This is a genomic window from Natronorubrum marinum, assembly GCF_052040125.1.
GTDB lineage: Archaea > Halobacteriota > Halobacteria > Halobacteriales > Natrialbaceae > Natronorubrum.
Genome location: NZ_JBPPFV010000002.1, coordinates 64007 through 88485 on the forward strand (window position 1 = coordinate 64007; position 24479 = coordinate 88485).

The window sequence follows — 24479 nt, forward strand, 5'->3', positions numbered from 1 at the left end:
ATCTGCAAAACGATGGCCGGACTCACGACGTACGAGGGAACGCCGATTCGAACCATCATCGCCCAGTCGATCCCGTACGCAGAACCCGACGACACGTTCGTATTTTTGATGGGGCCGTACAGATTGCTCGATCCGTCGTATCTCTATCCGGATGCCGAATATCCGCTGCCGTCCGATCCGCTCGCGCCCGATCGGAGCGCCGGTGCCCCCGACGAAATCGAAGCGACCCTTCGGACGATCTGTGAGCGGGTGTCTGCCGAGACTTCGACGACGGTGTTCATCGCGAGTGACGTCGATATCCCGACCAAACAGGAAGCGGAACGAGCAGAATCAGACGAGACGGGGATGGCCGTCATCGATCAGTCGATCGCGTTCGCGGAGGCCAGCGAGGGGAACGCGTTCGTTTTCACGAAGGCCGGATTGACGACGGGTGCGGGAGCCGAGGCCGGAGCGATCCCCGAATACTTCCGCCTCAGAAACGACGTCGGCCGACTTCGCGATCCGCGAACGTTCTGTATCTTCGCCGAAGCCACGGCAGACAGCGAACGAAACGTGTACGAACCCCGGTTCAGCAGCGCATCCATCGACGAGATGGACGAGGCGTACGATCTCCGATTTCGGTACTTCGTCGACCGAGCAGAACTGGTCGATACACTCGTCGACTTCATCGAAGCGTACGTCGTGCCACTTTCGAGCGGTATGTGACTCGGTCGCCGGCGTCGGCTGGGTCGAATCAACCGTTATCCGGCGAAAAGAGCCGTTTCGAACGGTTTTCTACTGTTCGACCGTGAGTTCCGTCTCGAGGTCGGTTCCGTTCAACAACGCGCGAACGCCGTCGGCCGTCTCGCTCACTTCCGGCGTGCTCTCTAAGAGCACGGTCTCGCTGGGGAACAACTGCTCGCCCAGCAACAGCCCGTGTTCGCGAGCCGTCGAGCCCGTTACCGTCAGGTAGACACCGAGCCCGGTGTCGGCGATCGCGGCCTCCTCCTCGCGACCCTCTTCGGGATACGCGAAGTCGACGCCGTCGAGCGTCCGCGTGCCGAGGACGGCCTGTACGAGCCGCTCGTATCGCGGTTCGATGCAGAGCGGGCCCTCGTAGGACTCGAGGAAACCCCGGTCGAGCGATGCCGTCGATGGTGACACCGCAGGGGTGGCCATCAGCGTGTGATAGACGGTGTCGCCGAGGCCGGTGACGACGCGAACGTCGGTATCGGACGGATCGATTCGGGCGTTGATGTCGGCGATTCGGTCGAGCGGTTCCGGACGGAGTTCGACGACCTCCTCCAAGACGAGATCGGCGCTATCGAACCCGAGCGCGAACTCGTGGGTTCGCAGGGCTCGAAATGGCTCCTCGCGACCGACGAGCTGGATTTCCGTATTATCCGGGACGCCGTCGACGCCCTCGAGCGGAATCGTGACGCTGTCGAAGACGATCCGTCGGGGTTTGCCGGCCCGATCGTCTCGCAAGAGCGTGTACTCGGGCTCGGTCGGATCCTCGACGGTGCTGTAGTCGGCGAGACGATGGTAGACGTGCTCCTCGGCGTCGTCTTCGGGGTCGACCGTCCCCTTCGTGAGTGCCTTCTCGTGACGAAGCGTCGACGTGATATCGTCCGCGAGATCTGCCACGTCGAGTCGACGCGCGAATCGGTCGAGCACCGACTCGAGCGGTCGCCCCTTGCGTGGAACAGCGATCGGTATCGTCTCGCCCATCGACGAATTCTCGACCGGCGACGGATAAACGCGTTGCGTTTCGAAAACGAGACTGAGAATTCGGATCGAGACCGTCCTCGAAAAACCACGTCGTTCATACGGACAGCCGTCAGTCAGTTCCGAAGACCGCGAACCGTCCCGCGGTCACACCGGGACCCGGGTACAGCAGACCGTCTCACTCCGTGAACATCGAACCGAGCTGATCGCGCCACTCCTGAATGTCGGTAACGTCGGCCTGAACGTCCTCGAGGTCGCCTTCGATCGCTTCGACGTCGTCCTCCACGTCTTCGACGTCGTCGGCCACATCGTCGAGATCCTCGGCCACGTCTGCAACGTCAGCTTCGACGTCGTCGACGTCTTCCTCGAGATCGGTGACGTCGTCCGCGACCGTCTCGACGTCTGCTTCGACAGCCGAAACGTCCTCCGCGACGTCGTCGAGGTCGTCCCCGAGTTCGTCGACGTCCGTTTCGACGGCGCCGATCTCGCTTTCGAGGTTGGCGTTCCAGTCGGAGAGATCGCTCACGTCGGCTTCGACGTCGTCGACGGTCGCTGCCGTCTCGTCGAGTCGGTCGTCCATGGCCGAGAACTCGCCTTCGAGGCGACTGATATCGGCAGTGAGCTCCTCGATGAGCTGTTTCCCGGTGCCGTTCTCCTCGAGGAACTGCTCGAGAGCGTCAGTGTAGGCAGCGAGTTCCTCGACGCGGCGCTGCAGATGGTCGACTTTGGCAACGTCCGGACCCGACGGGTCGAGATCGAGTTCGGCGCGGAGTGCCTCGAGATCGTCCTCGTCGATGTCATCCTCGCGAATCTCCGTCGCGAGTCGGGCAGCGACGGAGCCATCGAACGCGGTCTCCGAGGTGTCCGTTTCCGAGTCGGCGTCGGTCGTGCTCGCTTCGCCGTCCCGTGCGTCGTCTGCGGCGTCTGCGGCGTCTGCGGCGTCTACGGTGTCCACCTCGGCATCGACGGCTGATTCGTCGGCCGCAGTCGATGGCTCGTCGACGTCCGTCTCTTCGGTCGTCGGTTCGTCGTCCTCGAGTTCGGGTTCGTCGACGGACGAGTCGGGCTCCGTGTCGGCGACGTCGCCGTCGTCGGCCGACGGCGCGTCTGCATCGGCGTCAAGGTCCTCGCTCGACTCAGCCAGCGGCGGTTCATCTTCGTCTGCACCGTCGTCGACGTCCGCTTCGTCTTCCTCGACGGTGGCCGCAGCGGCTTCGAGATCGAGTTCGATCTCGGGTTCGTCGTCAGTCTCCTCCTCGTCCTCGAGTTCGGGTTCGTCTCCAGCATCGTCTCCGTCGTCATCGTCGACGCCGAGATCGATCCCGAGGTCCGTCTCCTCCTGGTCAGCGTCGTCAGGTTCCGGAATCTCGTCCTCTTCGAAGCCGAGGTCGATATCCGGCGTGTCGTCTTCGTCCGCGTCGGTCTCGTCGTCGACCGGCTCCGGTTCGGGATCGATGTCGCCGAGATCGAGATCGAGTCCGCCGGCTTCGTTCTCGAGGTCGTCCGCGTCGTCAGCGGCCTCGACTTCGTCGTCTCCGTCGGCTTCGGCCGAATCGTCGTCCTCGAGGCCGGGGACGGACTCGGATTCGCCGGCGATCATATCCTTGACGGCCTGATTGCGGTCCTCCGAGACGATGTTTCCGATGACGTCGTCGGCGACCTCTTCGGCCTCCGTTCCGCCATCGTCGCCGTCGGAACTGACCTCGACGACTTCCGGCTCGGTCAGGAACTGTTCGGCATCGCTCTCGTCGTCGATGCGGATGCCGTAGACCGTGACGAGTTCTTCGTCGGGCTCGAGCGTGCCGGTGAACTCGACGTGGTTGTCCTGGAACGCGGTCCAGTCGTCGCTATTGTACTCCGGGTGGAACCCGACTTTGTCCATCGGGAACGATTCGGGGATCGATTCGGAGAGTCGAAATGCAACCTGTTCGTCACGTTCGGATTCGATCTCGAAGCGGATCGCAGGTACGGGAAACTCGTCCGCCGCGAACGTTTTCCGGACGGATAGCCCGTCAGCATCGACCTCGATCACGTCGTCCGTGTCGGCGGTGCTACTCATGAGGCCAACGTTACCACACCATTACTATAAATGATACGGACAGTATCAGATCTGGTTCACATAGCGCGTCTAGAGATCGACGCGGTCGCCGATCTCGACCAGATCGAGTCGCGTCGGGTACTCGAAACTCTTCGCGTGGTGGTGGAGCACCTTCGGGTCCGAGGTCAGTCCGCGCCACATATCCCAGTGACTTGGGAGGAGTCGCTCGAGTCCCAGCGCCGACGCGGCTTCGACGATCTGGTTCTCGTCGTTGTACCAGCGCGTTCGTTTGGGTTCGCCGGTCTCCTTGTCGGGAATTCGCCCGACGGTACCGAACGCGAGGACGCCGAGGTCGATATCGTACTCGTCGCCGATCCGTTCGAACTCGTCTGACGGCTTCGTATCGCCGCCGTGGAAAAAGGTCCCGGCGTCGTGTTCGAAGACGTAGCTCACGGGGTGGGTCGCGTCGGGATCGTTGGCGTCCTCGACGTGGACGGTAAACTCGCCGATCTCGAGGGTGTCGCCTTCGCCGACCTCGGCGAACTGCTCGTCCGCGAGATTCCACTCTGCGGACCACTCCTCTTCGTCCCGGGCGACCGCGAGGCTGTCGTCGGGTGCGTAGAAGGTGGCCTCAGTCTGCTCGAGAATCGGCGCCTGACTCGCGCCGTGAACGTGGTCGGTGTGTTCGTGCGTCGCGAGAACGGCGTCGGCCTCGGCAACGTCCTCGGGATCGAACGGAACGGGAATCATCCGGACGGTTCGCGGCGGATCGCCCAGCCCGAGGTAGGGGTCGATGTAGACGGTCGTTCCCTCGCTCCCCTTGAGGACGAAGCCGTTGCAGCCGAGATACCAGATCGCGACCCCGTCGGGTGAAGCGTCTTCGACATCACGAACGAGCCAGTCTCCCCAGTCACTTTTGATCATGTGCGTGCGTGCGAGGACCGACTGGGTAAGTGTTGTTGTCTCGGCGAACCGTAGCGGCGTCAACTGGATCGATACAAAATGAACGCGGGTGGGGAGGGCCGAAGCGGGGGATCGAGAGTAATCCGATCCGTCGGCGATCGGCACACGATCGTTCGTTGGGATCGTTCCGTACCGTCGCGTTACAACGGAATCTCCGACTGACCGGTCTCGCTGAGGGTATCCAGGTGGTCGAGTCGCGAGCCGAGCAGCTGGCGCATGAGGACGACGAACCCGTTGTCCGGTCCCTCACCGACGAGGGCGGTTTCGTCGTACTCGCCGTCGGCTGCTGGCGTTCCGAGCGTCCCCAACAAGACCGCTTTGCGGTCCGCAAACACGAGCCGACCGACGGACTCGCCGTTCGGCGGCAGGTTGAGCCAGTCTAACTGTGGCTCCCAGAGGACGACTTCCGGCGCGCGGTCGCGTATGATCTCGCGAACGCGGGGATCCCGCGATCCGACGTAGACGTCGACCCCGCGATCGATCGCGTCTTCGATCCGACGGAAACAGCCCTCCTCGAGCAGCCCCGTCGTCGTGAACATCATGAACAGTTCCTCTTCGGCTGATTCGCAGAGCGACTGACCGGTCGTGACGATCGACTCTCGTCCGCGTACCGTCCGAACCTCATCGCTCGAGTCACCGTCGGTCGATTCGACGGGGGCCGATCCGGTGGCCGACTGCGGCCGTTCGGGGTCGCTGTCGAGCCAGTCGGTGCGCAGGCTGGGATGTCCTTTGTAGGAGACACTGCCCGTCTCAAGATCGTAGGTGACGAGACCGGCGTCGTTCAGGTGTGGCAGGTGAACGTGGACGAGCGAGGTCAGCACCTGCTCGGCGCGTTCCTGAGACACGTCGCGCTCGGCGGTCTCCGCCTCGCGAGCCGCGACGTCTCGAGCGAGGGTCTCGGTCGAGAGCGGGTGGTACTGGTTCCCGAGAACGATGAGGATCGTTCGACGTCGCGAGTCGGCGAGGGCGCCGAACAGGGCGTCGAGATCGGTTTCGTCGTCCGTTCGGCCGGCGAAGGTCGCGTCGAATTCGGAATCGTCGAACACCCAGTGGTCGGTCGTCACGACCGTCCCGTCGCCAGTCTCCGCGACGAGTCCGGCGTCGACCAGCGCGGGCAGGTGCCTGTGCTGACAGTCGACGAGCGCACGCTGGTGATCGTCGTCGGTCACTGACGCGAGCGGGCTATCTGCGGTTACTGCGGCGAGTTCGAAGGCGAGATCGGTCGTCGAGACGCCGCTGGGCGATCGGCCGTGAACGATTCGGAGGATTTCACGCCGGACGCTGTCTGCGAGTGCATCGAAGACCTCGTCTCGAGATCGCGGCGACCGTCCGCCGGCGTCGGGATTACTCATCGATTACTGGTGGGGGGCTATCGGGCAAAAAAACTGCTCCAAACTACTTTGGAATCAGCACTTTATTACCAATCAAATGTTGAATGTGGGCGGAATATATTCTAAACACCATGAATAGTAGTCTGCTATTTCAGTTATCTTTGGACAGTATGGTCATCTTCTCGAGACTGTATTCTGCGATATAATTTCCGCGATCAATCACTTGTAACGTGAGTACTCCCGCAGAAGCGGATGGGGCGAAACCGCCGACCCTCAGCGTTCGCGAGCCGGGTGAGGCGGGAGATACCGAACTCGAGGCCGAAGAAGAACCGATGGGATCTGCATGCGAAACAGACGAACAGGGCTGACGATCGACTGGCCGGGTTCCGTCGGCCAGATGATTCCGTCTCACGGACGAACCGGAGTCGCTACCAGGTGCCGTGGAAGGTGTCGAACGAGAGGCTATCGAGCGGCTCGTCGCCAACGGCGATCCGGTACTCGCCAGGGGTGAGCATCGGTTTGTGGAACTGCGGGCCGTCGTCGGTCGTGATCCGCGGACAGCCGGTGTTGACGAAGGCGTCCATATCGAAGTTCCGCAGTCGATCCGGCGTCACCTCGTCCATGGTGATGAGGTAGGCGTTCTCGTTGTCGTCGATGATGTCCTGGGCGATCTCCCAGCGGCCCTGACCGATCTTGGTACAGAAGATGACGCCCCACTTCTCGGCGTCCATCGCCCGGTGGACGGCGCCGTAGCGCTGCTTCATGAATTTGTCAGTGTCCGCCGGCGTGACGACGTTGTTGACCGGATCCGCGATGACGACGTGTTTGTCGGGGTGTTCCATCGCCAGGCCGAGCGGGTGGAACTTCCCGCCGCCGACGTAGAGCACCTGGTCCGCGGGTACGTCCGCGCTCGCGTAGTTACAGCCGAGCACCTGTCCCTCGTGGGTCAGCCGTTCGTCGCCGCGGCGGCTCTGCACGTCGTAGCCCTGTTCGTCGAGGAACTCGCACATCTCCTCGTAGCGGTTCATGTGCTGGGCGGTCGTGACGAGGCCGACGCCCTCGGTCTCCTCGGGCGGCTCTAAGGTGTCGAGCGCTTCCTCCATGATGGGGAGCACCTCGACGTTCGAGAACAGCGGGACGTAGATCACCTTGTCCGTGTCCTTCATCGGCGAGTGGCCGAAGTGGACGAAGACGTCGGTGCGTTTCATCAGGTAGGTATCGAGGTCGCAGGCGCCGTAACACGGCTGCCCCGAGAGCATGAACGTCACGCCGTCCGTGAGTTCTCGGAGGTCGTCAGCGACCGCGGGACCGCGTCGCTTCAGTCCCTCGGGAAACTGCAGGCCGACCTTCGTCGCGTCTCGCTCCTCGATGGCGTCGACGATCTGCTCGAGTTCGTAGTCCCACTCCCGATCGTGCTTCAACCGCATCCCGGTGTTTCGGAGGTCACCTTCGGTGTACTCCGACTCTTGACTCATTGACCGTCTTAACGACCACGGACGTAAATACTGCACGCTGTGAGGAATACGGCGGATTGGCCACCGTATCGGGTGAATTCGTGTCCGACTCGAGCGGGGCGTATCCGACTGCACGGTTCGAATTCGATGCGATCTGACGGTCGTAGATATCGTGTCGAGTCGGCGTTGATATAGAATGGTAGCGCGACCCAACAGTCATAGTACTGGAGTATAAACCCGGTAGCAATGCCAGCGGAACAGCCTGCAGACGGGTATCTCTTCGATATCTATCGTCGATACATCGGCGAACCGGAGGATCGAACCGACGTCTACGTCGGGTTCAGCCTGTTTCTCGGTGGGATCGGACTCGCGATCGTTGCCCTCCTGCTTTTCGTGTGGAGTGGCACCTTCGAGACTCGGTCCGCATCGTACATCGCCTGGGTACAGCCCGCGTACGCGCTCGTGATGATTTCACTTCCCGTGTTCATGCTCGGGGTCGTCGTGTTGCTCCCGTCGGAACGACGGATGCTGTACACGTCGATCGCCGGCGTCGCGATCACGATCGGTGCCGTCATCGGATTCCTCGGAGCGTACCCCGACGACTGGAACGGGTACGGAAACGATTACACGGTCGAAGTCGTCGCAGCCTATGCCGTCGGTCTCGCCGGAATCACCGCATCAACGGGGGCAGCACTGATTGCCCACTATCTAGATATGGCTCAGCAGGTCCGGACCGTCGACTCGGACGACGAAACTGACGAGGAAGACGAACTCACCGATGCCGATATCCGCAGCGACATCGACGAGGCGATGGAGGACGTCGAACTCTCCTGGGGTGGCGTCGAAAAGACCGAGCACAAGCGTCTCAGCTTCTCCGAGGACGAGTTCGACGCGGTATCGGTCAACACCGACGCCGGAACGAAGACGGCCCGTTCGACGGGCGTCGACGCGCAGGTCGCGGGTCTCAAGGGACTGAAAGGCGGCGAGACGAAAACCACGACCTCGCAGTCGACGGTCGACGATCAGACGGCGAAACTCAAGGAACTGCGCGAGCAACAGCAAGCGGAGGAGCTGGCAACGGCCGAGGACGACGGCTCACCGCTCTCAGGTCTGCTCGATCGGCTTCGAGAGCTATTCGGCCGAAAGTAATCGGCTACTGCCCTGTGTTAAACTATTCTTATTGTCTATTAGTCTGAGCTGTAAGTTATTCACATAGATTTATAATCCATCGGCCGCCTTGCCAAACTATGGCGAAAGGCCTAGACGTTGGAACGATGAACATCTTGTCTGCACAGCAGGATGGGAACGATACGGTTTTCGTGCAACAGCGTAACTCCTTCGTAGAGATCGAATACTCGGATATGGCCGAGCAGATGCTCTCTCGGAGCGAAGTGCTTCACATTCGTAAGGACGATAAGGTGTACGTCGTCGGCGACGACGCCCTCAACTTTGCGAACATTTTCAACAAGGAAACGCGGCGTCCGATGAAACACGGGATCCTCTCGAACGACGAGAAGAGCGCGATCCCGATGATGAAGCTCATCATCGAGCAGGTCGTCGGCGAGCCCGCGTATCCGGACGAGAAGCTGTACTTCTCGTCCCCGGCGGATCCGATCGACTCGGATCTCTCGACGCTGTACCACCAGAAGACGATCGAGTCGTTCCTCGACGATATGGGATACGACTCCGAACCGATCAACGAGGGGATGTCCGTCATCTACAGCGAACTCGCGGACAACAACTTCACCGGACTCGGTATCTCGTTCGGCGCCGGGATGACGAACGTCTGTCTGGCGTACTACGCGGTGCCGGTCATGAAGTTCTCCGTCGCCCGCGGTGGCGACTGGGTCGACGAGCAGGCCGCGCGCGCGACGGGCACGCCCGTCGACAAGGTCACCTCCATCAAGGAGGACGACTTCGAACTGGACTTCACGACGGACGTCGGCGGTGTCGAGGGTGCTCTCTCGATCTACTACGAGAACTTGCTCGACTACGTCATCGAGAACATCGTCAAGGAGGTCGACGAGGAGGACGTCGAGGAAGGGCTCGACGTTCCCGTCGTCGTCACCGGCGGTACCTCGAGCCCCAGCGGCTTCGAGGCGCTGTTCCGTGACCATTTAGAGGACGCAAACATTCCGTTCTCGATCAGCGGCGTCTCACACGCCAACGAGCCACTGTACAGCGTCGCACGCGGTGGCCTCGTGGCCGCACGCTCCGACGAGGACGTCGACCACGACACGGGAGCGGACGACGAAGAAGTCGAAGCGGAAGCCGAGTAAGCGACCCGGTTTTTCCGTCTCTCCAGCCGACCACGAGAGTCATCGCTGCACGGACTCGTGCGACCGCGACGGAATCAGTCGGCAGATACGTCTCGCCAGTCGTCAGTTATTAGCCATCAGCAACATCCGGCCCGATGGCTCATTGTTCGTAAAATCGGTTAAACGCGTCTCGCCAGGACTCCGTCTCTTCCCCCTCCTGGATGTGGTCGACGGGGACATCCGCGAAATCACAGTGCGGACAGGTGACCGTCGAGACATCACCCAGCGAGTATTCCTCCAGCGACCCCTGGCACCGTGGACACTCCATACCTATCTCTCACATGGACTCTCCTTAACTCTATTCAAACTTGTCATGAAGCCGGCACACTCGGTTGACTCGAGCAGCGTGGTCAGTCGCCGGATTCTCAGCCACTATATTACCACTGAGCATTTACAAAGGTTTTTGTATGCGACTCATGTATGTGGTTGCAATGAGTACGTCACCGACCCCCGAACCCGATCGGACGATCGACGCCTGTCAACCCGCCGATGTCACCCCCGTCACGCTCGAGGCGCCGACGCTCGAGTCGACGGCGCCCGGCTACCTTCGGGACCTAAAGCGCGACCTGACCGAGGACGGGCTGATCCCGGCGGAGTTGACCGTCGACGCCTGCTTCGACGAGGACTGCTCGCTTGCGACCCAGGAGGAGATCGACCGCGTGCGAGCGTACGTGCGGGCCGGTGCCTTCCTCGGCGTCGGCACCGTTACGCTCGAGATCGACGATATCGCCGATCCGGAGAAGGTGCGGCCCGCGCTGGCCGCCTGTGCCGAACGCGCCGAGCGCGAGGGGCTCGCGCTCGAACTCGACGGTGCTATCAGCCTCGACTCCTAACGACGCGGTAATGTCCGGCCCGTCGCGACGTACCCTCGCTCGAGCGCTCGAAGCGCTCGCCGACTTTTCCGAGCCATCAGCCGCACTCGAGCAGTATCTCACGCCGCCGGAGATCGCCGCACACGTCTGTCACCAGGCGCGGATGCAGGACGATCTGTCGGGGTGGGTCGTCGATCTCGGGACCGGAACCGGGATGCTCGCGATCGGGGCCTCGCTCGCCGGGGCCGACCGCGTCGTCGGCATCGACGTCGATGCCGACGCGCTCGCACTGGCCGAGGCGAACGCCGCGCGGATCGACGAGGCGGGGCGGGACGGGCTCCTCGAGTGGGTCCGCGGCGACGCGACTCAGCCGCCGCTCTCCGCAGCCGATGCCGACGTAACGGTCGTCTCGAACCCGCCGTTCGGTGCCCAGCGCGGGAACCGCCACGCCGACCGCGCGTTCCTCGAGACCGCCCGGTCGATCGCCGACGTTTCCTACACGATCCACAACGAGGGGAGCCAGGAGTTCGTCGAATCCTTCGCCGCGGACGAAGGTGGCGACGTGACACACGCGTTCCGTGCCGAGTTCCCCATCGCGAACCGGTTCGAGTTCCACACCGACGCCGAGCGAACGCTCGAGGCGGAAGTGTTCCGGATCGAGTGGTAAACGCGGTCACTATCGGTGCCGCTGACCGTCGACGCACACCCGATTGCACGAGACCAGTCAGATAAACGTGAAAATTATTTTACCTGTCACTATCGTCTACTGTCGGTGTCGGTAGCCGCGCTACGTCCGTACGCTCTCGAGGACCGAGCGCTCGAACTGGGAGACCGGAGACGACAAAACACTTGTAGTAGCCGTTAAATCACCCGAACTGACACCCCGCAGATGACGAGCCCTCCACCACGGTTATCGACGGTCGCGGAACGCTGCAGTTCGGTGCTCAAGCCGTTGCGTACGGCTTCCGGCGCGCGACTCGGGATCGATCCGCGCGCACTCGGTGCGTTCCGGATCATGCTGGGGCTCCTGTTGATCGTCGATTTGATCGCCTACCGACTGCCGGGGCTCGTCACCTTCTACACCGACGACGGCGTCTTTCCACGGTCGGCGCTCGCCGAAGTCTACCCGACGTTTGCGGCTGCTTCCCTTCACGCGATATCCGGTTCGGCGTGGGTACAGGGGATCCTGTTCGCCATCGCCGGCTGTGTCGCCGTCTTCCTGCTCGTCGGCTACCGAACCCGGCTAGCCACAGGCGTCTCGCTTCTTCTGCTCGCCTCCCTGTACGCCAGGAATCCACACGTGATCAACGGCGGGAACACGATTCTTCTCACGTTCCTGTTCTTCGGGCTGTTCCTCCCGCTCGATGCGCGCTGGTCGCTCGACGGCGGTCGGCGACACCGAAACGACCGTCGCGTCTGTTCGGTCGGCACCGCGGCAATCCTCCTTCACTTCGTGATCATCTACGCGACGAACGCGGTCCGCAAGTATCAGAGCGAGCCGTGGCTGTCGGGGACGGCGGTCCCCCGCATCTTCCACGTCGAAGAGTACTTCGTCGGGCTCGGCCCGCACCTCGCGGAGTACACCGCGGCGCTCACCGCAGCCAACTGGTTCTGGGTCGGCCTGCTCTCTACGTCCCCGTTTTTGATCCTCTTTGTCGGCCGATTTCGAACCGTGCTCGTCCTCGCGTTCGGTTTCGTACACCTCGGCATGGCCGCGACGATGCGTCTCGGCGTCTTCCCGTTCGTCATGATAGCCGGACTGCTCCTGTTTCTCCCGCCGCGGGCCTGGGATCGGTTCGACGGGGTCCGCCGAGATCACGGCTCGAGCGCGTTCGAACTGATAATTCGACGGATCGAGTTGGTCCGAGACGGAGCGTCCGAACCGGAAGCGACGACGTCGCCGGCGACCGGCGCTCGTATTCGCCGCGGTCTTCGCGGCTGCTGTTCGCTCGTACTCGTCTGCGTTCTGGCCTCGCTACTCGTCTGGCAGCTAGCGGGCATCGGGGTCGTCGATTCGCCGGTGTCGGATGGTGAGCTGGCCGACGCGAGCTGGGCGTTTTTTGCGCCGAACCCGCCCGACACGTCCAGTTGGTACGTCCTCGAAGCGGAACTCGAGTCAGGCGAGACGGTCGACGCAGCCGATGGCGGGGCGGTCGCGTTCGATCGGCCGCCGAACGCCGCGGAGGCGTACGAATCAGCGCTCTGGCTCGAGTACGGGCTCGACATGCGGAATTTCGGTGAAACGCACTACGAGCCAGCAGCGGCGTACTTCTGTCAGCGCGTGGAGTCCGACGTCGAGTCGATAACGATCCATCACGTCGAACAGTCGGTCGATTCGGACGGAGCGGTCGGCGATCCAACGCCGAGCGAACGGATCAGCTACTCGTGTTGATGGCCTGCGTCGATCTGACGGTGGTCGTCAACACTCCCACTCGATGACCGTCGTCCGACTCGGCTCCTCGTACGGTCCCTCGATTGAACTAGGTTGATCGAACCTGTGGACCGTTACGCGCTCGACCGCACCGGCCTGTCCCCTGTCGGCGCGCTCGCAGGCCCAGTCCGCGTACCTCTCGGCGGTAATGCCGGTTTCCGGCCCGCTGCCGGAGTCACGAACGGCTTCCATGAACTTGCGATCCCGGAAGGTGTCGTACTCCTGTGAGGCGTCCGGCGGTCGATCCGTCGTCACGGCTCCGCCCTCGAGCGCATCGACCGTCGTTCCGTCGTCCAGTTCCGCTTCGACGACGTACCAGCTGTACGAATCCGAGGGATCCGGTGCGTACAGCCCCCACCGTTGTTCCTCGAGGAGGGGCGTGTCGATCTCCTCCGGAACGTCGTGTCCGGTCGCGTGGACGGCGCCGAAGAGCAGTATCCAACCGAGAACGATCACTCCGAGCACCGTCAGTCCCGACCGACCGTATCTGCGGACGACCGACCGAGCCGATTCGCGGTCGCTTCGCCGGTGGCGATCCAGAAGACGCCGTTCCGCGGGTCGTCGGTTGAACTGAGCGAGGTGGGCGGCAATCGGACGCGTACCGGGAAACCGCCGAGACGAACGTACGCGATCGACCGCCTCCCAGAAGGGACTCGTCAGGAACGGAAGGATCGCTGCCGCGAGTACGAGCGGAAACAGGCCGATCGAGATGGTCGGGATCATTCCCAGAAACGCACCGATATACACGAGGGCGACCGCCGCGCGTAACCGGCCAACGGGCAGCAAGAGGAACGCAACCGATCCCGCGAGGAGCGTTATCCAGATCCAGTTGATCGCTTCGAGGAGCGCGGGAACGCTCCCGAGGTGGTTTCCGAGATAGATCGTCATCGCATCATTGGCGAGCGCGATTTCGACCGCTTCGCCGGCGTACCAGGTCGTTCCGCGGTGTTTGAGGATTGCGTTTTGAGTGAACACGGCGAGGGGTTGGACGAGAAGCGCCGCGGTCGTCACGCCGACGACGGTGGTCCGAGCCGTCCCTCGCCGAACTGCGTCGACCGACCACCGCTCCCCGAGCGGGGTCAGGAGCGCGACCAAGAGCAACACCCTGAGCAGTCGATCTCCCCCGTTGAGAACCGCCGGATTTCGCCCGTGCAACGAAAGCAACAGGAGAAGCGAGACGAGGGCGACGACTCTCGTCCGATAGCCCGCGATCAGCGCGACCGCGAACAGCGCGGCCACGACGAACAGCAACTGCTGGAACCACAGTTCACCGGACGCGGCGTGGAGCGACAGCCCGCTGAACTGGGGATACGCTGCCTCGTACGCAGCCAACGGATACGCTCCGTCGTCGGTGTAAAACCGCTCGATAGCCCCGGCTCGATGGATCAGATCCAGGAGGAGGAGCAGCCCGAGGGCGATGCGGAGTGCGGCGAGAGATCGCGTGTCGATTTCGAACCGGGATCGGACCGCCTCGCGAATCGCTTCGAGCCGATCGCTGCGGTCGCGACACCCGCCAGTAGCCGGCTGGCCCTGACTTCCGTTTCGGTCTCCGTCCATGTGTCTCGCACTCGGCCGATCGCGGCGGGTTCAACGACGATCGATACGGTGGTGGATGGAGAGATCTTTCTTATAGGTTTTGTGGATCGACGGGACGGCGAACGCCTCGATAACGGTATCGAGGCCGTAACAGCCGATAGTACGCCGAGTTCGGAACCGGTACGCCGTTGTCGGTACTCGCGGACGACTCCCGACTCGACTCCGGACCGTTCCGATTCCCTCGGTTCGGTCCGGCGTTCGTCGCGGGCGCGACAAAGTGAGTGAAGTGTTCGCTTCGGACGACTCCCTACCCGTTGAGGTGCTGAATCCGCGCGTAGCGACTCGCCCGCCAGCCGGTGACGAGCGCAACGACCGTCCCGACGACGATGGCCAGCGCGAGTCCGAGCAGGTAGACCTCGAGCGGCGTCCGGAGCAGCTCCCCGAAGCCGATGACCGACGACGCGAGGTAGTTCAGCCCGGCCGCGAGCGGGGGTGTCAGGATGAGCCCGAGGACCCCGCCGAGGACGCCGATGACGAGTCCCTGGACGGCGATCGTTCCCGCGAGCAGCCACCGAGAGAGCCCGATCGCCCGGAGGGCGGCGAGTTCGTCCCGCTGTTGGTAGGCGACGAGCACGAACAGGTTGACGGTTAGGACGATCCCGCCGACGACGGCGAGGCCGATCAGCGTCGCGCCGCTGGCGAGAACAAGGGGCTGTTCTTCGAACATCGCGCCGATCTGCTCGTCGCTGGTCCGGACGTCGTAGGCCGCGTACTCCTCGTCCAGGTCCTCGACGACGGCGTCGCGGTCGGCGTCGTCCTCGACGCTGGCGGTAATAAACGTCGCCCGATCCGTTCCGGTCGTCCCAGCGATGGCCTGGAGATCCGTCAGCGGGACCGTCTCCGTGTCCGAGCCCAGATACTGCGAGTAGTACGCGGAGATGCCGACGACGGTGAACTCGTGGTTCGGCGCCGACTCTCGACTGGTTCCGACGTAGACCGTGTCGCCGACCTCGACATCGTGAGCCGCCGCGGTGTCCGGGTCGAGCACGATCTCCTCGTTTTCCGGTTCGCTGGGCCGTTCGCCGTCCGGATGTTCGCTCGTGGTGTGGTTCATCCTGCTTTCGAACCCGCCTCCCGCTTCGAAGCCGAAGCCGTCGTGGGTCTCGTGGACCCCGACCGCGGACGTCCGCTCGAGGTCGTCGGCCTCCGTTCCGACGTAGATATCGTGCATCGCAATCGGTGCGGCCGAACTGACGTCGTCGCGTTCGGTCATCTCTGAAGCGAGGGCGTGAGAGCCGACGATCGGGTTCGACGTACCGCTGGCCGAGGGATCGATCGGCTCGCTCGAGACCCAGATATCCCGGCCGGCGTTGTCGATCCCGTCCTCGCCGGTCTGGACGACGCCGACGCCGAGACTCGCGAGCAGCGTCACCGACAGCACCGCGAGCGCGACCGCAAACACGGTGAGTGCGGTTCGTCCGGGCGAGCGCCGAAGCTGTGCGAACGCCAGCCCGACGACGGCTCGCAGCCGCCGGCCCGCTCGTCGAAGGTTCGAGCTCATCGCCCCACCTCCTCGAGAACGGAGGTTCGCGCGGCGACGGCGAGCGGATAGGGGATGGCGACGAGCCCAGAGACGAGCGCGACGGCGAGCGCGTAGGGGACGAGTATCGGGTGGACGACCGCGACGGCACCCGGCGCGACCGTTGCGCCGGCCAGCGCGTTGACGGCGTAGATACCGCCGACGCCGAGGACGATCCCCACCAGTGCGCCCCCGAGGGTCGTCAGCAGCGTCGAGACGGCGACGATCGAGAGCCGACTACGCGTCGGGTAACCGACTGCCTCGAGGACGGCGAGGGTTCGACGGTCTTCGGTGACGGTCATCCCCGCGGTCGTCGCGACGAACGAGGCGCAGATGGCGATGCCGACGACGAATGCGAGCAGGCTGGTCGCGAACGCCAGCCCGTCGCCGAACAGCGCCGACGGATCGGTTCCGTCGTGAGTTTCGACCGCGGCGTCGGGATACTCGTCCGCGGCGGCCGACTCCGCCGCGTCGGTGTCGCCCCAGATCAGCACCCGGTCGGCCAGCCGGTCGTTGTCGGCTCCCGAAAGCGCCTGGAGTTCGCTCAGATGAACGAGCGCGACCGGTGTCTCGTCGTCATCCCCGCCGGCCTCCTCGACGGCAGCGGCCGTCACTGTGGGTACAGACGCGTTCTCCGGGAGCTGTGATCCGCCGACGGTCAGTTCGTCGCCCGGCTCCGCCTCGAGTCGGTCAGCGGCCGCCTCGGAGAGGACGAGTTCGCCCGCCCGCGGACCGTCGTACGAGCCGTTGGCGTAGTGTGGATCGCCCGGCTCGAGCGCATCGGTCGAAAGCCCGCCGACGGTTCGGGACTCGTCGTCCGGGACGACGCCGACGAGGAGAACGGTTTTCGGTTCGCCACCGTCGGCCGACTCGAGTTTCACCGGTTCGACCAGTATGGGCGAGGTGTGGTCGACATCGTCGTTCGAGCGGATCGACTCCGCGCGTTCGTTGGTTTCACCCAGTCGCGGCCCCTCCACGCCGTCGACGGCCGACAGCGCGCCGCTCTCTTCGGGAAGGATCTGGACGTCCGCGTCGGTGTCGTCGACCGCGCCGCCGCCGGCGAGGCCGAGCGCGACCCCGGTCACGACCAGCAGCAGGGCGATCGTCAGGGCGACGGCACCGACCGTCGCCACGACGCGCCTCGAGCGCGTTCGAACCGTCCGTTTCCACAGCCTGACGACCGAGACCCCGACGAGACCGCGCCAGCGCGTTCGACGAGAGCCGTCGCGCGCGGCGTCGAACTCGTCGTCAGCCTCCATCTGAGACCACCCGTCCGTCGCGAAGGGTGACCACGCGGTCGGCGACGGCGAGCGTCGACTCGTCGTGCGAGGCGACCAGCAGCGCCCGATCGCGGCCGATATCCATCAGGAGGTCGAGCACGTCCTCGCCGGTCGCCGTGTCGAGTTCGCCCGTCGGTTCGTCGGCGACGATCACGTCCGGATCGGTGACGAGCGCCCGCGCGATCGCGACGCGCTGTCGTTCACCCCCGCTCAGTTCGCCCGGGAGGTGGTGGATCCGATCGCCGAGGCCGACCTTCTCGAGCAGTGTTTCGGCGCGCTCGCGTCGCTTCGCTCGGGAAATTCCTGCCTGGACGAGCGGCAACGCAACGTTCGCGCGGGCCGAGAGCGACGGGAGCAGATGAAAACGCTGGAAGACGATCCCGACGTGTCGACGTCGCAACCGGGTTCGCTCCCGGTTCGAGCAGGCCGTGAGATCGGTGTCCAGCAGCTCGACGGCGCCGTCGGAGGGAACCAGCAGCCCCGAAACCGCGTGGAGGATCGTCGACTTGCCGCTCCCGCTCGGTCCTTCGAGACCGACGACGTCGCCCGCTTGTACGTCGAACGAGACGTCGCGCAGGGCGGTTACGGTTCGATCCTCGCCCGAGCGGCCTCGGCCCCCGTTCGCCCCGTACTCGTGAGTGACGGACTCGAGCCGAACGGCCGTCGGCGATTCGACGTCGTCGGTACTCGAGTCGTCGTTCGAGGCGGTCGCCTGCCGTGGTGCGTAGTTGCTCATCGGTCCAGAGTTCAACTCGCTCGAACGAACGGCGGAGCCGGATATTGTTTCTCTCCGGCTTCTCTCGACCACGTGGCCGTTAACGGCTCGAGCGAAACCGCCAAACTGGTTCTCAGCCACCACAGTAATCGCTACGCGACCGTCTCGAGTTTCGACTGGTTCGTCAGCGCCGATCGAAGTCCCGTCCGGCGAAACGTCGTCGTAATACTGACTGTCTCGCTCAACTAGCCGTTCCTGCTGGCACCAACCGACCGAAACCGCGGTCTAACTCCCGGTAGAAGCACCGGAACGCCCGACTGATTCCCATCGAGGGTCGATCTCCGAACCGGATCGATCGCTGTCACGAACGGACGGCATACGGACGTTCAGGCCGTCGAATCCGTCTCGCGGGATCGGGAGCGGCTACTCCGCGCTCGCGATGGCGATCCGCGTTCCGTCGGCGGCGGCGTATACGGTATCGTCCTCCCGCTCGAACGTGAGTCCGCTCGCTGCAGTCGACTCGTTCGACTCGGGCAGCGGCGCCGTCTCGACGTCCCCGGTCTCGGTCGACTCGACCTCGAGGGTGAACTCGCCGTCCACGGACGAAATCGTCACGTTCCGGTCGTCGATTCGGACGTCCGCGCGCGACCCGTTCGACTCGTGGGCGAGCTGCGGCTCGTCGCCCTCGGCCCAGATTTCGACCTGGTAGACGCTGTCGTTGCCGACCGGCTCCCAGCCGGTCCGTTCGACGTGGACGGTCTCGCGCCAGCCGGGCCCGCCGACGGCGATCGACTCCTCGCCCGAGAACTCGAGTTGCCGGGCCGGGACCACCTCCACCCAGAGCTGTCGCTCCTCGCTCGCGACGATCACGCCGCTGGCATCGAGGGCGACGGCGTCGGATAGCGGCCCGATCCTGACGGGCGAGACGAGTTCGTACTCGACGTCCTCGGCGTACTGAATCGTGTAATCCTCGATCTCGACGGCCGCGTCCGAGGAGGCGGCTTCGCCGTCCAGTACGAAGAAGTTGACCGGGATCGCCATGCCGGCGAGGACGGCGAGAACGACGATCACGAGCGTGAACGCGGCCTGTCTCCGGCCGACGTCCGAGAGCCGACCCGAGTCGCGAGCGTCGGACGTGGCGGCTATTTCGCCGATCCGCTCGAGGGGAGCAGTCAGGGCTGTCGCGTCGGAGTCGCCCCCGTCACCGCTGTTGCGAGCGAGTTCGACCGGGCGGGCGACGGCCGACTCGGACGGGGGTCGGCGGCCTCGAGCGAACCGGCGGCTGAGCCGCGCCGGAACGACGGGGCGCTCGCTGGCCGTGATCGCGACGGTAACCACGAGCGCGAGCACCGTGACGATCAGTACGCCGGGACCTTGATAGAGGTAGAAGACGTTCCCGCCACCGAACCAGTAGATCTGCCAGAGCCCCTGTGCGAAGCCGAAGATGAGGATCGCAATCCAGATTCGAAGCGCGTCTGGGCGGCGTCCGCGTCGTCGAAGCAGTGCGATTCCGAGCACGAGACCGATGAAAAAGCCGAGGGCGTGTCCCTGAATGGCGATGCCGGCCCACGACGGTGCGGAGGGGGCGCTTGGCTCGGCGACGTAGACCCCAATCGGATTCCGGAGCGCACGGTAGAGCGTCAGCAACACGCCCTGTACGCCGAGGACGCCGACGATCGTCGCGATGGGGTAGTGAACGAGGGCGAACGCGGCGAAGGCGAAGACGACACCCGAGAAGCCGATCACGGGCCCGAGCGCGAACAGGCTCGTGAGGATCGTGATCGCGACGACGATGAGCGGAAAGACCAGCAGTGCGCGGATCCAGGGGTTGGTACGCCATGAGTCAACCGGGTCCGCTCCCCGTCTGTCAGTGTCGGACGAATCGGCTTCCCGTCCGTCGGGGTAGTGTCCCCAGGCGTACTCCGCGATGGGTGCGACGACGACGGCGGCGGCGAGGTTTCCGAGGATGTGGTTCGGTCCGGCGTGGGAGAACGACGCCGTCAGCATCCCCAGCGGATAGAAGTACGAGTACGCCCGGTAGGGGATCGTCACGGGATCGCTGAACGCCGTGATCCCGTCCTGGACGAACAGGTAGACACACCAGACGAGCGCGATGACGATCAGCGACCCCCACGGGACGCCCATCACGAGCCTCGAGCGGGTCACGTCGCCCCACCGAGCGTCGGTTCGATGGAGTCGACTGACGACCGCCACGGAGAGGAGCACCGTGGCCACCGTAACGATGGGGAGGACGACCGTCAGGAGGACCCACTGGACGGTCTCGAGCGAGAGCATATCCAGACGTTCGAGCGAGCGTGTATATGGATTTACTTCTATTGCGCCAGTGCAGCCAGGAACTCGAGTCTCTCAATCGTCTCGAAACAGAGCCAGTAGCGTGTCGGAGAAATATTCACAGCCGACTCGATTCGATTCAAATGGCTGGAGATATATGCTGGACTGAGTATAATTACATAAATCGGTGCAATACACAGGCGAACGACGTAACGCAGCGGTTCGGGAACTTTCCACTCCCTATCAAAAGTCACCTGCTAGATATAGTGGATAGGTTGAGCCAGTTTGTGCATTACAGATACTCACCTAGCGGACTTGCTTTTCCATAATAATTTCGTCATAATCGCGGTATTCGAGCGGGTAGTTCCCGGTTTTTTCGTAACCACGGTCATGATAAAAATTGGGAAGATAGGGATGGTCTTCAGGTGTTGTCAACCGTACAATCTCGTACCCAGCGTCCCCTGCCCACACCTCAGCGACGTTCACTAATTCGCTCCCGATTCCTTGGGTCTTCCACTCCTCGTGTACACCGAGCCGGCTGAGTTTCAACCTGTCCGAGTCGATTGCTTCGAGCCGAACTCCACCAACGACATCTCCTTGAACAGTGCCGACGAACATGTGAGCGGCTCGAATCCATTTTGCAACCGTATCTGCTGTGATGGATTCCGCTTTGGCCGGAAATCCGAGCCGGCGGTTTTCTTGATATGCGCTCCTGTAAACCGCGGCAAGCTGTTCAGCATCCTCAACAGTCGCCTGTCGGATGATCGGGTTCGCCATATGTTCGATACTACCAATATTGGTGTTGAAAACTGTGATTTTGACCTTTCTGCACTCGGTCCCCGAGGACCGATAACGACAGATTCGACCGGAGCAGTGTGCAAGACATGCGCTATATTTTCAGTATGGCTCTCTCAACATCTATATTACCTGATGGAAGTAAGCGCGCTAGGTTCGCGCCCTATATTTTGGACGGAGAGTCCTAACAAGACTTGGATCGGATGTGCGTGCGAAGTTTTCTATGACACGCTGGAGCCAGTGCATTCCCACAGCCGTCGATTCGGATATCACTCCTCGAGAGACGCCACTCCGAACAGAAAGGTACAAGCGGCCGACGACCGGACTCATCGACATGGAACTGCGGGTCACCGAGAGCACCGAGAACGAACTCTCGATCGAGATCGCCGGCGAGGATCACACGTTTATGAACGTCCTGAAGGGGACGCTGCTCGAGCACGACGACATCACGGCCGCCACCTACGACGTCAACCCCGAACAGTCGGGCGGTCAGACGGAGCCGATCCTGACCATCAAAACCGTGGAAGGCGTCGATCCCCTCGAGGCGCTCGAGGCAGCAGCGGGCGACGTCCGCGGGAAAACGACGGCGTTCCGCGACGCGTTCGAAGCGGCCGCCTAAGCAGGATCGATCGCCGACGCGTCTCGCACTTCTCTTTCAACACGTCAGATAGACGCCGTAGAGCGCGCCGTCGGGACCGACGTGGAGGTCGAGTCCTTCGGACTCGAGTCCGGGATCGGTGAGGCCGTCGCTCGCCATCACCGCCTCGGCGACGGCCGCTCCGAGCGCGGCCTCGTCGTCGTAGTCGTCGATCGAGCCGGGGATCGGCACGTTCACACCGACGAGGTCGTTGCGACACTCCACGCCAAAGTCGCTCCCGTCGACCGAATCCGGATTCGCGTCATCGTACGTTCTCGCCACGTCCGCGCGGTTCAGGTATTCGGCGTACGCCGCCAGTCCGTCGTCGGAGGACCGCGACTCGTCCGCGTTCCGTTCCGCCTCGAGTCGGTCGTGAACCTCGCCTTCGGTCGCCTCGAGGTCGATTCCGGCAGCCTCCGTTCCCTCGCCGGGCGCGTCGGGCGGCGACGGCGTTCCGATGCCGGGGATGATCGATGTCGAGACGATCCCCGTCGCGAACAGGGCGACGATCAGGGCGAAGCCGACGATAATCGGCGCGTAGGGTTTGGCGACCTCGAGCCAACTGGGGACCTCGAGATCCCGATCGACGTCGCTGTATCGCTGCTCAGTTTTCTCCAGGTCGTGGTCCCCACAGCGCGAGCAGGGCGGGTTGTTCTTCATGTGCTGGCGACCGCAGCTCGCACAGACCCACATGTACTGCGTGCCGGTGTCGACCGTCTCGAACTCCTCCTGCCGGACGACCGCCTCTTCGAACGTGTTGTGGCCGCAGCTATCGCAGGGCGGATCGTTCGAATCGTGTGGTTTACCACACCACGTACACCGCCACTTCACTGGTAGTAGAGCACGACCGGGCAGATATAAGCGTATTGGAAGCCGAAACGGATGGGATGAAAGGAACCGTACGCTCGACCTCAAAATCGGCCGCTGATCCTCCCCTCAGAATCGGTTGGAATCGCAGTCAGCGTGGAACCTGAACGTCCCGTTCATCAGGATACTCCGTTCCCACCTTGTTCCGCTCGGGTTCGCTTCACTCACCGCTCGCGCAAAAATCTGGTCGAAAAAGGCCGCTCGCTCGTCCCCCGCTCGCGGCTCGCATGTTGCTTCGCTTCCGCTCAGACCTCGAGGTTCAGCGTCGTATCGGCACGTCCCGTTCGTCCAGATACTCCTTTACCTCGCCGATCGAGTGCTCGTCGAAGTGAAAGATCGACGCCGCGAGACCGGCGTCGGCGTTGGCCTCGGTGAACACGTCGTACATATCTTCGGGGCCGCCACAGCCCGAGGAGGCGATGACCGGCGTATCGACGGCGTCACAGACCGCCTTCGTCAGCGGAAGGTCGTAGCCGTCCTTGGTCCCGTCCTTGTCGATCGAGTTGACGAACAGTTCGCCCGCGCCACGGGACTCTGCTTCCTGGGCCCACTCGAGGACGTCGATCCCCGTCCCCTCGCGGCCGCCTTTCTTGGTACACTCGAACCAGCAGGCCTCGCCATCGACCTCGACGTAGTGTTCGCCCTTCTCGTCGAAGCGGCGTCTGGCGTCGACGCTGATGACGATGCACTGGCTGCCGAAGGCTTTCGCGCCGTCGTTGATGAGTTCGGGTCGCTCTAACGCGCCGGTCGTGATCGAGACTTTGTCCGCGCCCGCACGTAGCGTTTCCTTGATGTCGTCGGTCGTGCGGATGCCGCCGCCGACGGTCAGCGGGATGAAGACCTCGTCGGCGACGTCGCGGACGACGTCGAGCATGGTCTCGCGGCCCTCCGCGGAGGCGGTGATATCGAGGAAGACGAACTCGTCGGCCCCGGACTCGTTGTACGCCTTGGCCATCTCGACCGGATCGCCGGTGTATTTCAGGTCCTCGAAGTGAACGCCGGTGTAGACCGCCGGGTTCCCGTCCTCGTCTAGATCCACGTCGATACACGGAATGATGCGCTTGGTCAACATGTGGTCGTTACTCGAGCGTTGGCACCCGGAGTAGTAAAGTGGTCTGCATCGGGTAGTGGGCGTGAGCGATGCGGTGATCTCTGCTCGACTCTCTACAGCTGAACCGATTCGGTTCGCAATCGCGTGTCTTTAAGGCCCTGAGCCGGCAACACGCAGCTATGGCAGACGATACGGATCCAGCAGACGAACCGGATACGGCCGCCGCCGTCGGCCACGACCTCGAGGCCGAACGGACGACCGCTCCGATGAGCGAGTTTACTGCACGCGAAGCGGGTATCGGCTTCGTGATCGTGTTGATCGGCGTCGCTATCGCGTTCGGGGTTCCACTGATCGCCGTCGCTCCCTAAGACAGAACGCGGTGCGGAAACGTGGTCGTTAGAAGACGTACTCGTCGTCGTGACCCATCATACCGTCGTCTTCGAGGCCGCCAGGGCCACCCTCGTCTTCGTCCATCGGTCCACTGGTCTTGTAGGCTTTGATACCGGTCGACAGGAGGTCCTCGATCGCCTCTTCGCGATTGACGAACTCGCCGCGTTCGACCATCTGGGCGATCTGCATCTCGAGGTGTTCCGGTATGGTGATCTCTACTTTCGGCATCTGATTCGGCTTTCGGCGAGGGGGTATTTAGGTTTGACGGGGACTCCACGGTGTC

At 63.3% G+C, this 24479-nt stretch carries 24 protein-coding genes; 9 read left to right on the forward strand and 15 right to left on the reverse strand.

Annotated elements, in window-relative coordinates; translation table 11 throughout:
- Positions 1-12: 12 nt before the first annotated feature.
- Positions 13-705, forward strand: a complete 693-nt coding sequence (locus ACSFC5_RS09970; RefSeq protein ID WP_440765101.1) for a DUF7509 family protein — start codon at positions 13-15, stop codon at positions 703-705.
- A 69-nt stretch (positions 706-774) separates the two neighbouring features.
- On the opposite strand, the gene ACSFC5_RS09975 is transcribed toward ACSFC5_RS09970, so the two are convergent.
- From ACSFC5_RS09975 to ACSFC5_RS09990, 4 genes are all read right to left on the reverse strand, one after another.
- A complete protein-coding gene (locus ACSFC5_RS09975) occupies positions 775-1710 on the reverse strand; it encodes a phosphoribosyltransferase HisG-related protein (RefSeq protein WP_440765102.1) in 936 nt (311 codons plus the stop codon).
- 175 nt (positions 1711-1885) lie between these two features.
- The gene (locus ACSFC5_RS09980) at positions 1886-3766 is read right to left on the reverse strand and encodes a midas domain-containing protein (protein ID WP_440765103.1); all 1881 of its coding nucleotides are present in this window, start codon (positions 3764-3766) and stop codon (positions 1886-1888) included.
- A 69-nt stretch (positions 3767-3835) separates the two neighbouring features.
- Complete coding sequence (locus ACSFC5_RS09985) at positions 3836-4669, reverse strand: MBL fold metallo-hydrolase (RefSeq protein ID WP_440765104.1); 834 nt, start codon at positions 4667-4669, stop codon at positions 3836-3838.
- 179 nt (positions 4670-4848) lie between these two features.
- Positions 4849-6060 (reverse strand): DUF7344 domain-containing protein, encoded by a 1212-nt coding sequence (locus ACSFC5_RS09990; RefSeq protein ID WP_440765105.1) that lies wholly within the window; start codon positions 6058-6060, stop codon positions 4849-4851.
- A gap of 209 nt (positions 6061-6269) precedes the next feature.
- Here ACSFC5_RS09990 and ACSFC5_RS09995 point away from each other — a divergent pair, with 209 nt between their 5' ends.
- Entirely contained in the window at positions 6270-6407 is a 138-nt protein-coding gene (locus tag ACSFC5_RS09995) for a hypothetical protein (RefSeq protein WP_440765106.1), read from the forward strand.
- Between the two features lie 60 nt (positions 6408-6467).
- On the opposite strand, the gene dph2 is transcribed toward ACSFC5_RS09995, so the two are convergent.
- Positions 6468-7514 carry a diphthamide biosynthesis enzyme Dph2 gene (gene dph2 / locus ACSFC5_RS10000; protein ID WP_440765107.1) on the reverse strand — a complete coding sequence of 349 codons (1047 nt, stop codon included), beginning with the start codon at positions 7512-7514 and terminating at the stop codon, positions 6468-6470.
- A 225-nt stretch (positions 7515-7739) separates the two neighbouring features.
- Between dph2 and ACSFC5_RS10005 the strand changes: the two genes are divergently transcribed.
- Both ACSFC5_RS10005 and ACSFC5_RS10010 read left to right on the forward strand, forming a co-directional pair.
- Positions 7740-8642 carry a cell division protein CdpA domain-containing protein gene (locus ACSFC5_RS10005; RefSeq protein ID WP_440765108.1) on the forward strand — a complete coding sequence of 301 codons (903 nt, stop codon included), beginning with the start codon at positions 7740-7742 and terminating at the stop codon, positions 8640-8642.
- Positions 8643-8740: 98 nt separating this feature from the next.
- Positions 8741-9772: a disk-shape morphogenesis protein volactin gene (locus tag ACSFC5_RS10010; protein WP_006091426.1), complete on the forward strand. Its 1032-nt coding sequence runs from the start codon at positions 8741-8743 to the stop codon at positions 9770-9772.
- Between the two features lie 139 nt (positions 9773-9911).
- On the opposite strand, the gene ACSFC5_RS10015 is transcribed toward ACSFC5_RS10010, so the two are convergent.
- Positions 9912-10079: a TFIIB-type zinc ribbon-containing protein gene (locus ACSFC5_RS10015; protein ID WP_440765109.1), complete on the reverse strand. Its 168-nt coding sequence runs from the start codon at positions 10077-10079 to the stop codon at positions 9912-9914.
- Between the two features lie 163 nt (positions 10080-10242).
- Between ACSFC5_RS10015 and ACSFC5_RS10020 the strand changes: the two genes are divergently transcribed.
- The 3 genes from ACSFC5_RS10020 (at position 10243) to ACSFC5_RS10030 (ending at position 13015) form a co-directional block, all read left to right on the forward strand.
- A complete protein-coding gene (locus ACSFC5_RS10020) occupies positions 10243-10644 on the forward strand; it encodes a DUF7961 family protein (RefSeq protein ID WP_440765110.1) in 402 nt (133 codons plus the stop codon).
- 10 nt (positions 10645-10654) lie between these two features.
- Complete coding sequence (locus tag ACSFC5_RS10025; protein ID WP_440765111.1) at positions 10655-11290, forward strand: METTL5 family protein; 636 nt, start codon at positions 10655-10657, stop codon at positions 11288-11290.
- A gap of 222 nt (positions 11291-11512) precedes the next feature.
- Positions 11513-13015, forward strand: a complete 1503-nt coding sequence (locus ACSFC5_RS10030; protein WP_440765112.1) for an HTTM domain-containing protein — start codon at positions 11513-11515, stop codon at positions 13013-13015.
- Positions 13016-13042: 27 nt separating this feature from the next.
- Here the strand turns inward: ACSFC5_RS10030 and ACSFC5_RS10035 are convergent, their stop codons facing one another.
- From ACSFC5_RS10035 to ACSFC5_RS10060, 6 genes are all read right to left on the reverse strand, one after another.
- Positions 13043-14611, reverse strand: coding sequence for an HTTM domain-containing protein (locus ACSFC5_RS10035; RefSeq protein WP_440765113.1), 1569 nt, complete (start codon positions 14609-14611; stop codon positions 13043-13045).
- Between the two features lie 286 nt (positions 14612-14897).
- Positions 14898-16151: an ABC transporter permease gene (locus tag ACSFC5_RS10040; protein ID WP_440765114.1), complete on the reverse strand. Its 1254-nt coding sequence runs from the start codon at positions 16149-16151 to the stop codon at positions 14898-14900.
- Complete coding sequence (locus ACSFC5_RS10045; RefSeq protein ID WP_440765115.1) at positions 16148-17428, reverse strand: ABC transporter permease; 1281 nt, start codon at positions 17426-17428, stop codon at positions 16148-16150. The genes ACSFC5_RS10040 and ACSFC5_RS10045 overlap by 4 nt, the downstream gene beginning before the upstream one ends.
- Positions 17418-18185 carry an ABC transporter ATP-binding protein gene (locus ACSFC5_RS10050; RefSeq protein ID WP_440765116.1) on the reverse strand — a complete coding sequence of 256 codons (768 nt, stop codon included), beginning with the start codon at positions 18183-18185 and terminating at the stop codon, positions 17418-17420. The genes ACSFC5_RS10045 and ACSFC5_RS10050 overlap by 11 nt, the downstream gene beginning before the upstream one ends.
- A gap of 402 nt (positions 18186-18587) precedes the next feature.
- The gene (locus ACSFC5_RS10055) at positions 18588-20459 is read right to left on the reverse strand and encodes a rhomboid family intramembrane serine protease (RefSeq protein ID WP_440765117.1); all 1872 of its coding nucleotides are present in this window, start codon (positions 20457-20459) and stop codon (positions 18588-18590) included.
- 303 nt (positions 20460-20762) lie between these two features.
- Positions 20763-21233, reverse strand: a complete 471-nt coding sequence (locus tag ACSFC5_RS10060; protein ID WP_440765118.1) for a GNAT family N-acetyltransferase — start codon at positions 21231-21233, stop codon at positions 20763-20765.
- A gap of 352 nt (positions 21234-21585) precedes the next feature.
- Here ACSFC5_RS10060 and ACSFC5_RS10065 point away from each other — a divergent pair, with 352 nt between their 5' ends.
- A complete protein-coding gene (locus ACSFC5_RS10065) occupies positions 21586-21870 on the forward strand; it encodes a DNA-directed RNA polymerase subunit L (protein WP_440766297.1) in 285 nt (94 codons plus the stop codon).
- 36 nt (positions 21871-21906) lie between these two features.
- Here the strand turns inward: ACSFC5_RS10065 and ACSFC5_RS10070 are convergent, their stop codons facing one another.
- Together ACSFC5_RS10070 and hisF are read right to left on the reverse strand one after the other, a co-directional pair.
- The gene (locus tag ACSFC5_RS10070) at positions 21907-22719 is read right to left on the reverse strand and encodes a hypothetical protein (protein WP_440765119.1); all 813 of its coding nucleotides are present in this window, start codon (positions 22717-22719) and stop codon (positions 21907-21909) included.
- Between the two features lie 295 nt (positions 22720-23014).
- Positions 23015-23827: an imidazole glycerol phosphate synthase subunit HisF gene (hisF, locus tag ACSFC5_RS10075; protein ID WP_440765120.1), complete on the reverse strand. Its 813-nt coding sequence runs from the start codon at positions 23825-23827 to the stop codon at positions 23015-23017.
- 158 nt (positions 23828-23985) lie between these two features.
- On the opposite strand from hisF, the gene ACSFC5_RS10080 reads away from it, so the two are divergent.
- Positions 23986-24174, forward strand: a complete 189-nt coding sequence (locus tag ACSFC5_RS10080; protein WP_440765121.1) for a DUF7550 family protein — start codon at positions 23986-23988, stop codon at positions 24172-24174.
- Positions 24175-24202: 28 nt separating this feature from the next.
- Here ACSFC5_RS10080 and ACSFC5_RS10085 read toward each other — a convergent pair whose 3' ends face one another.
- Positions 24203-24424 carry a ribbon-helix-helix domain-containing protein gene (locus ACSFC5_RS10085; RefSeq protein ID WP_006091440.1) on the reverse strand — a complete coding sequence of 74 codons (222 nt, stop codon included), beginning with the start codon at positions 24422-24424 and terminating at the stop codon, positions 24203-24205.
- Positions 24425-24479: the final 55 nt, after the last annotated feature.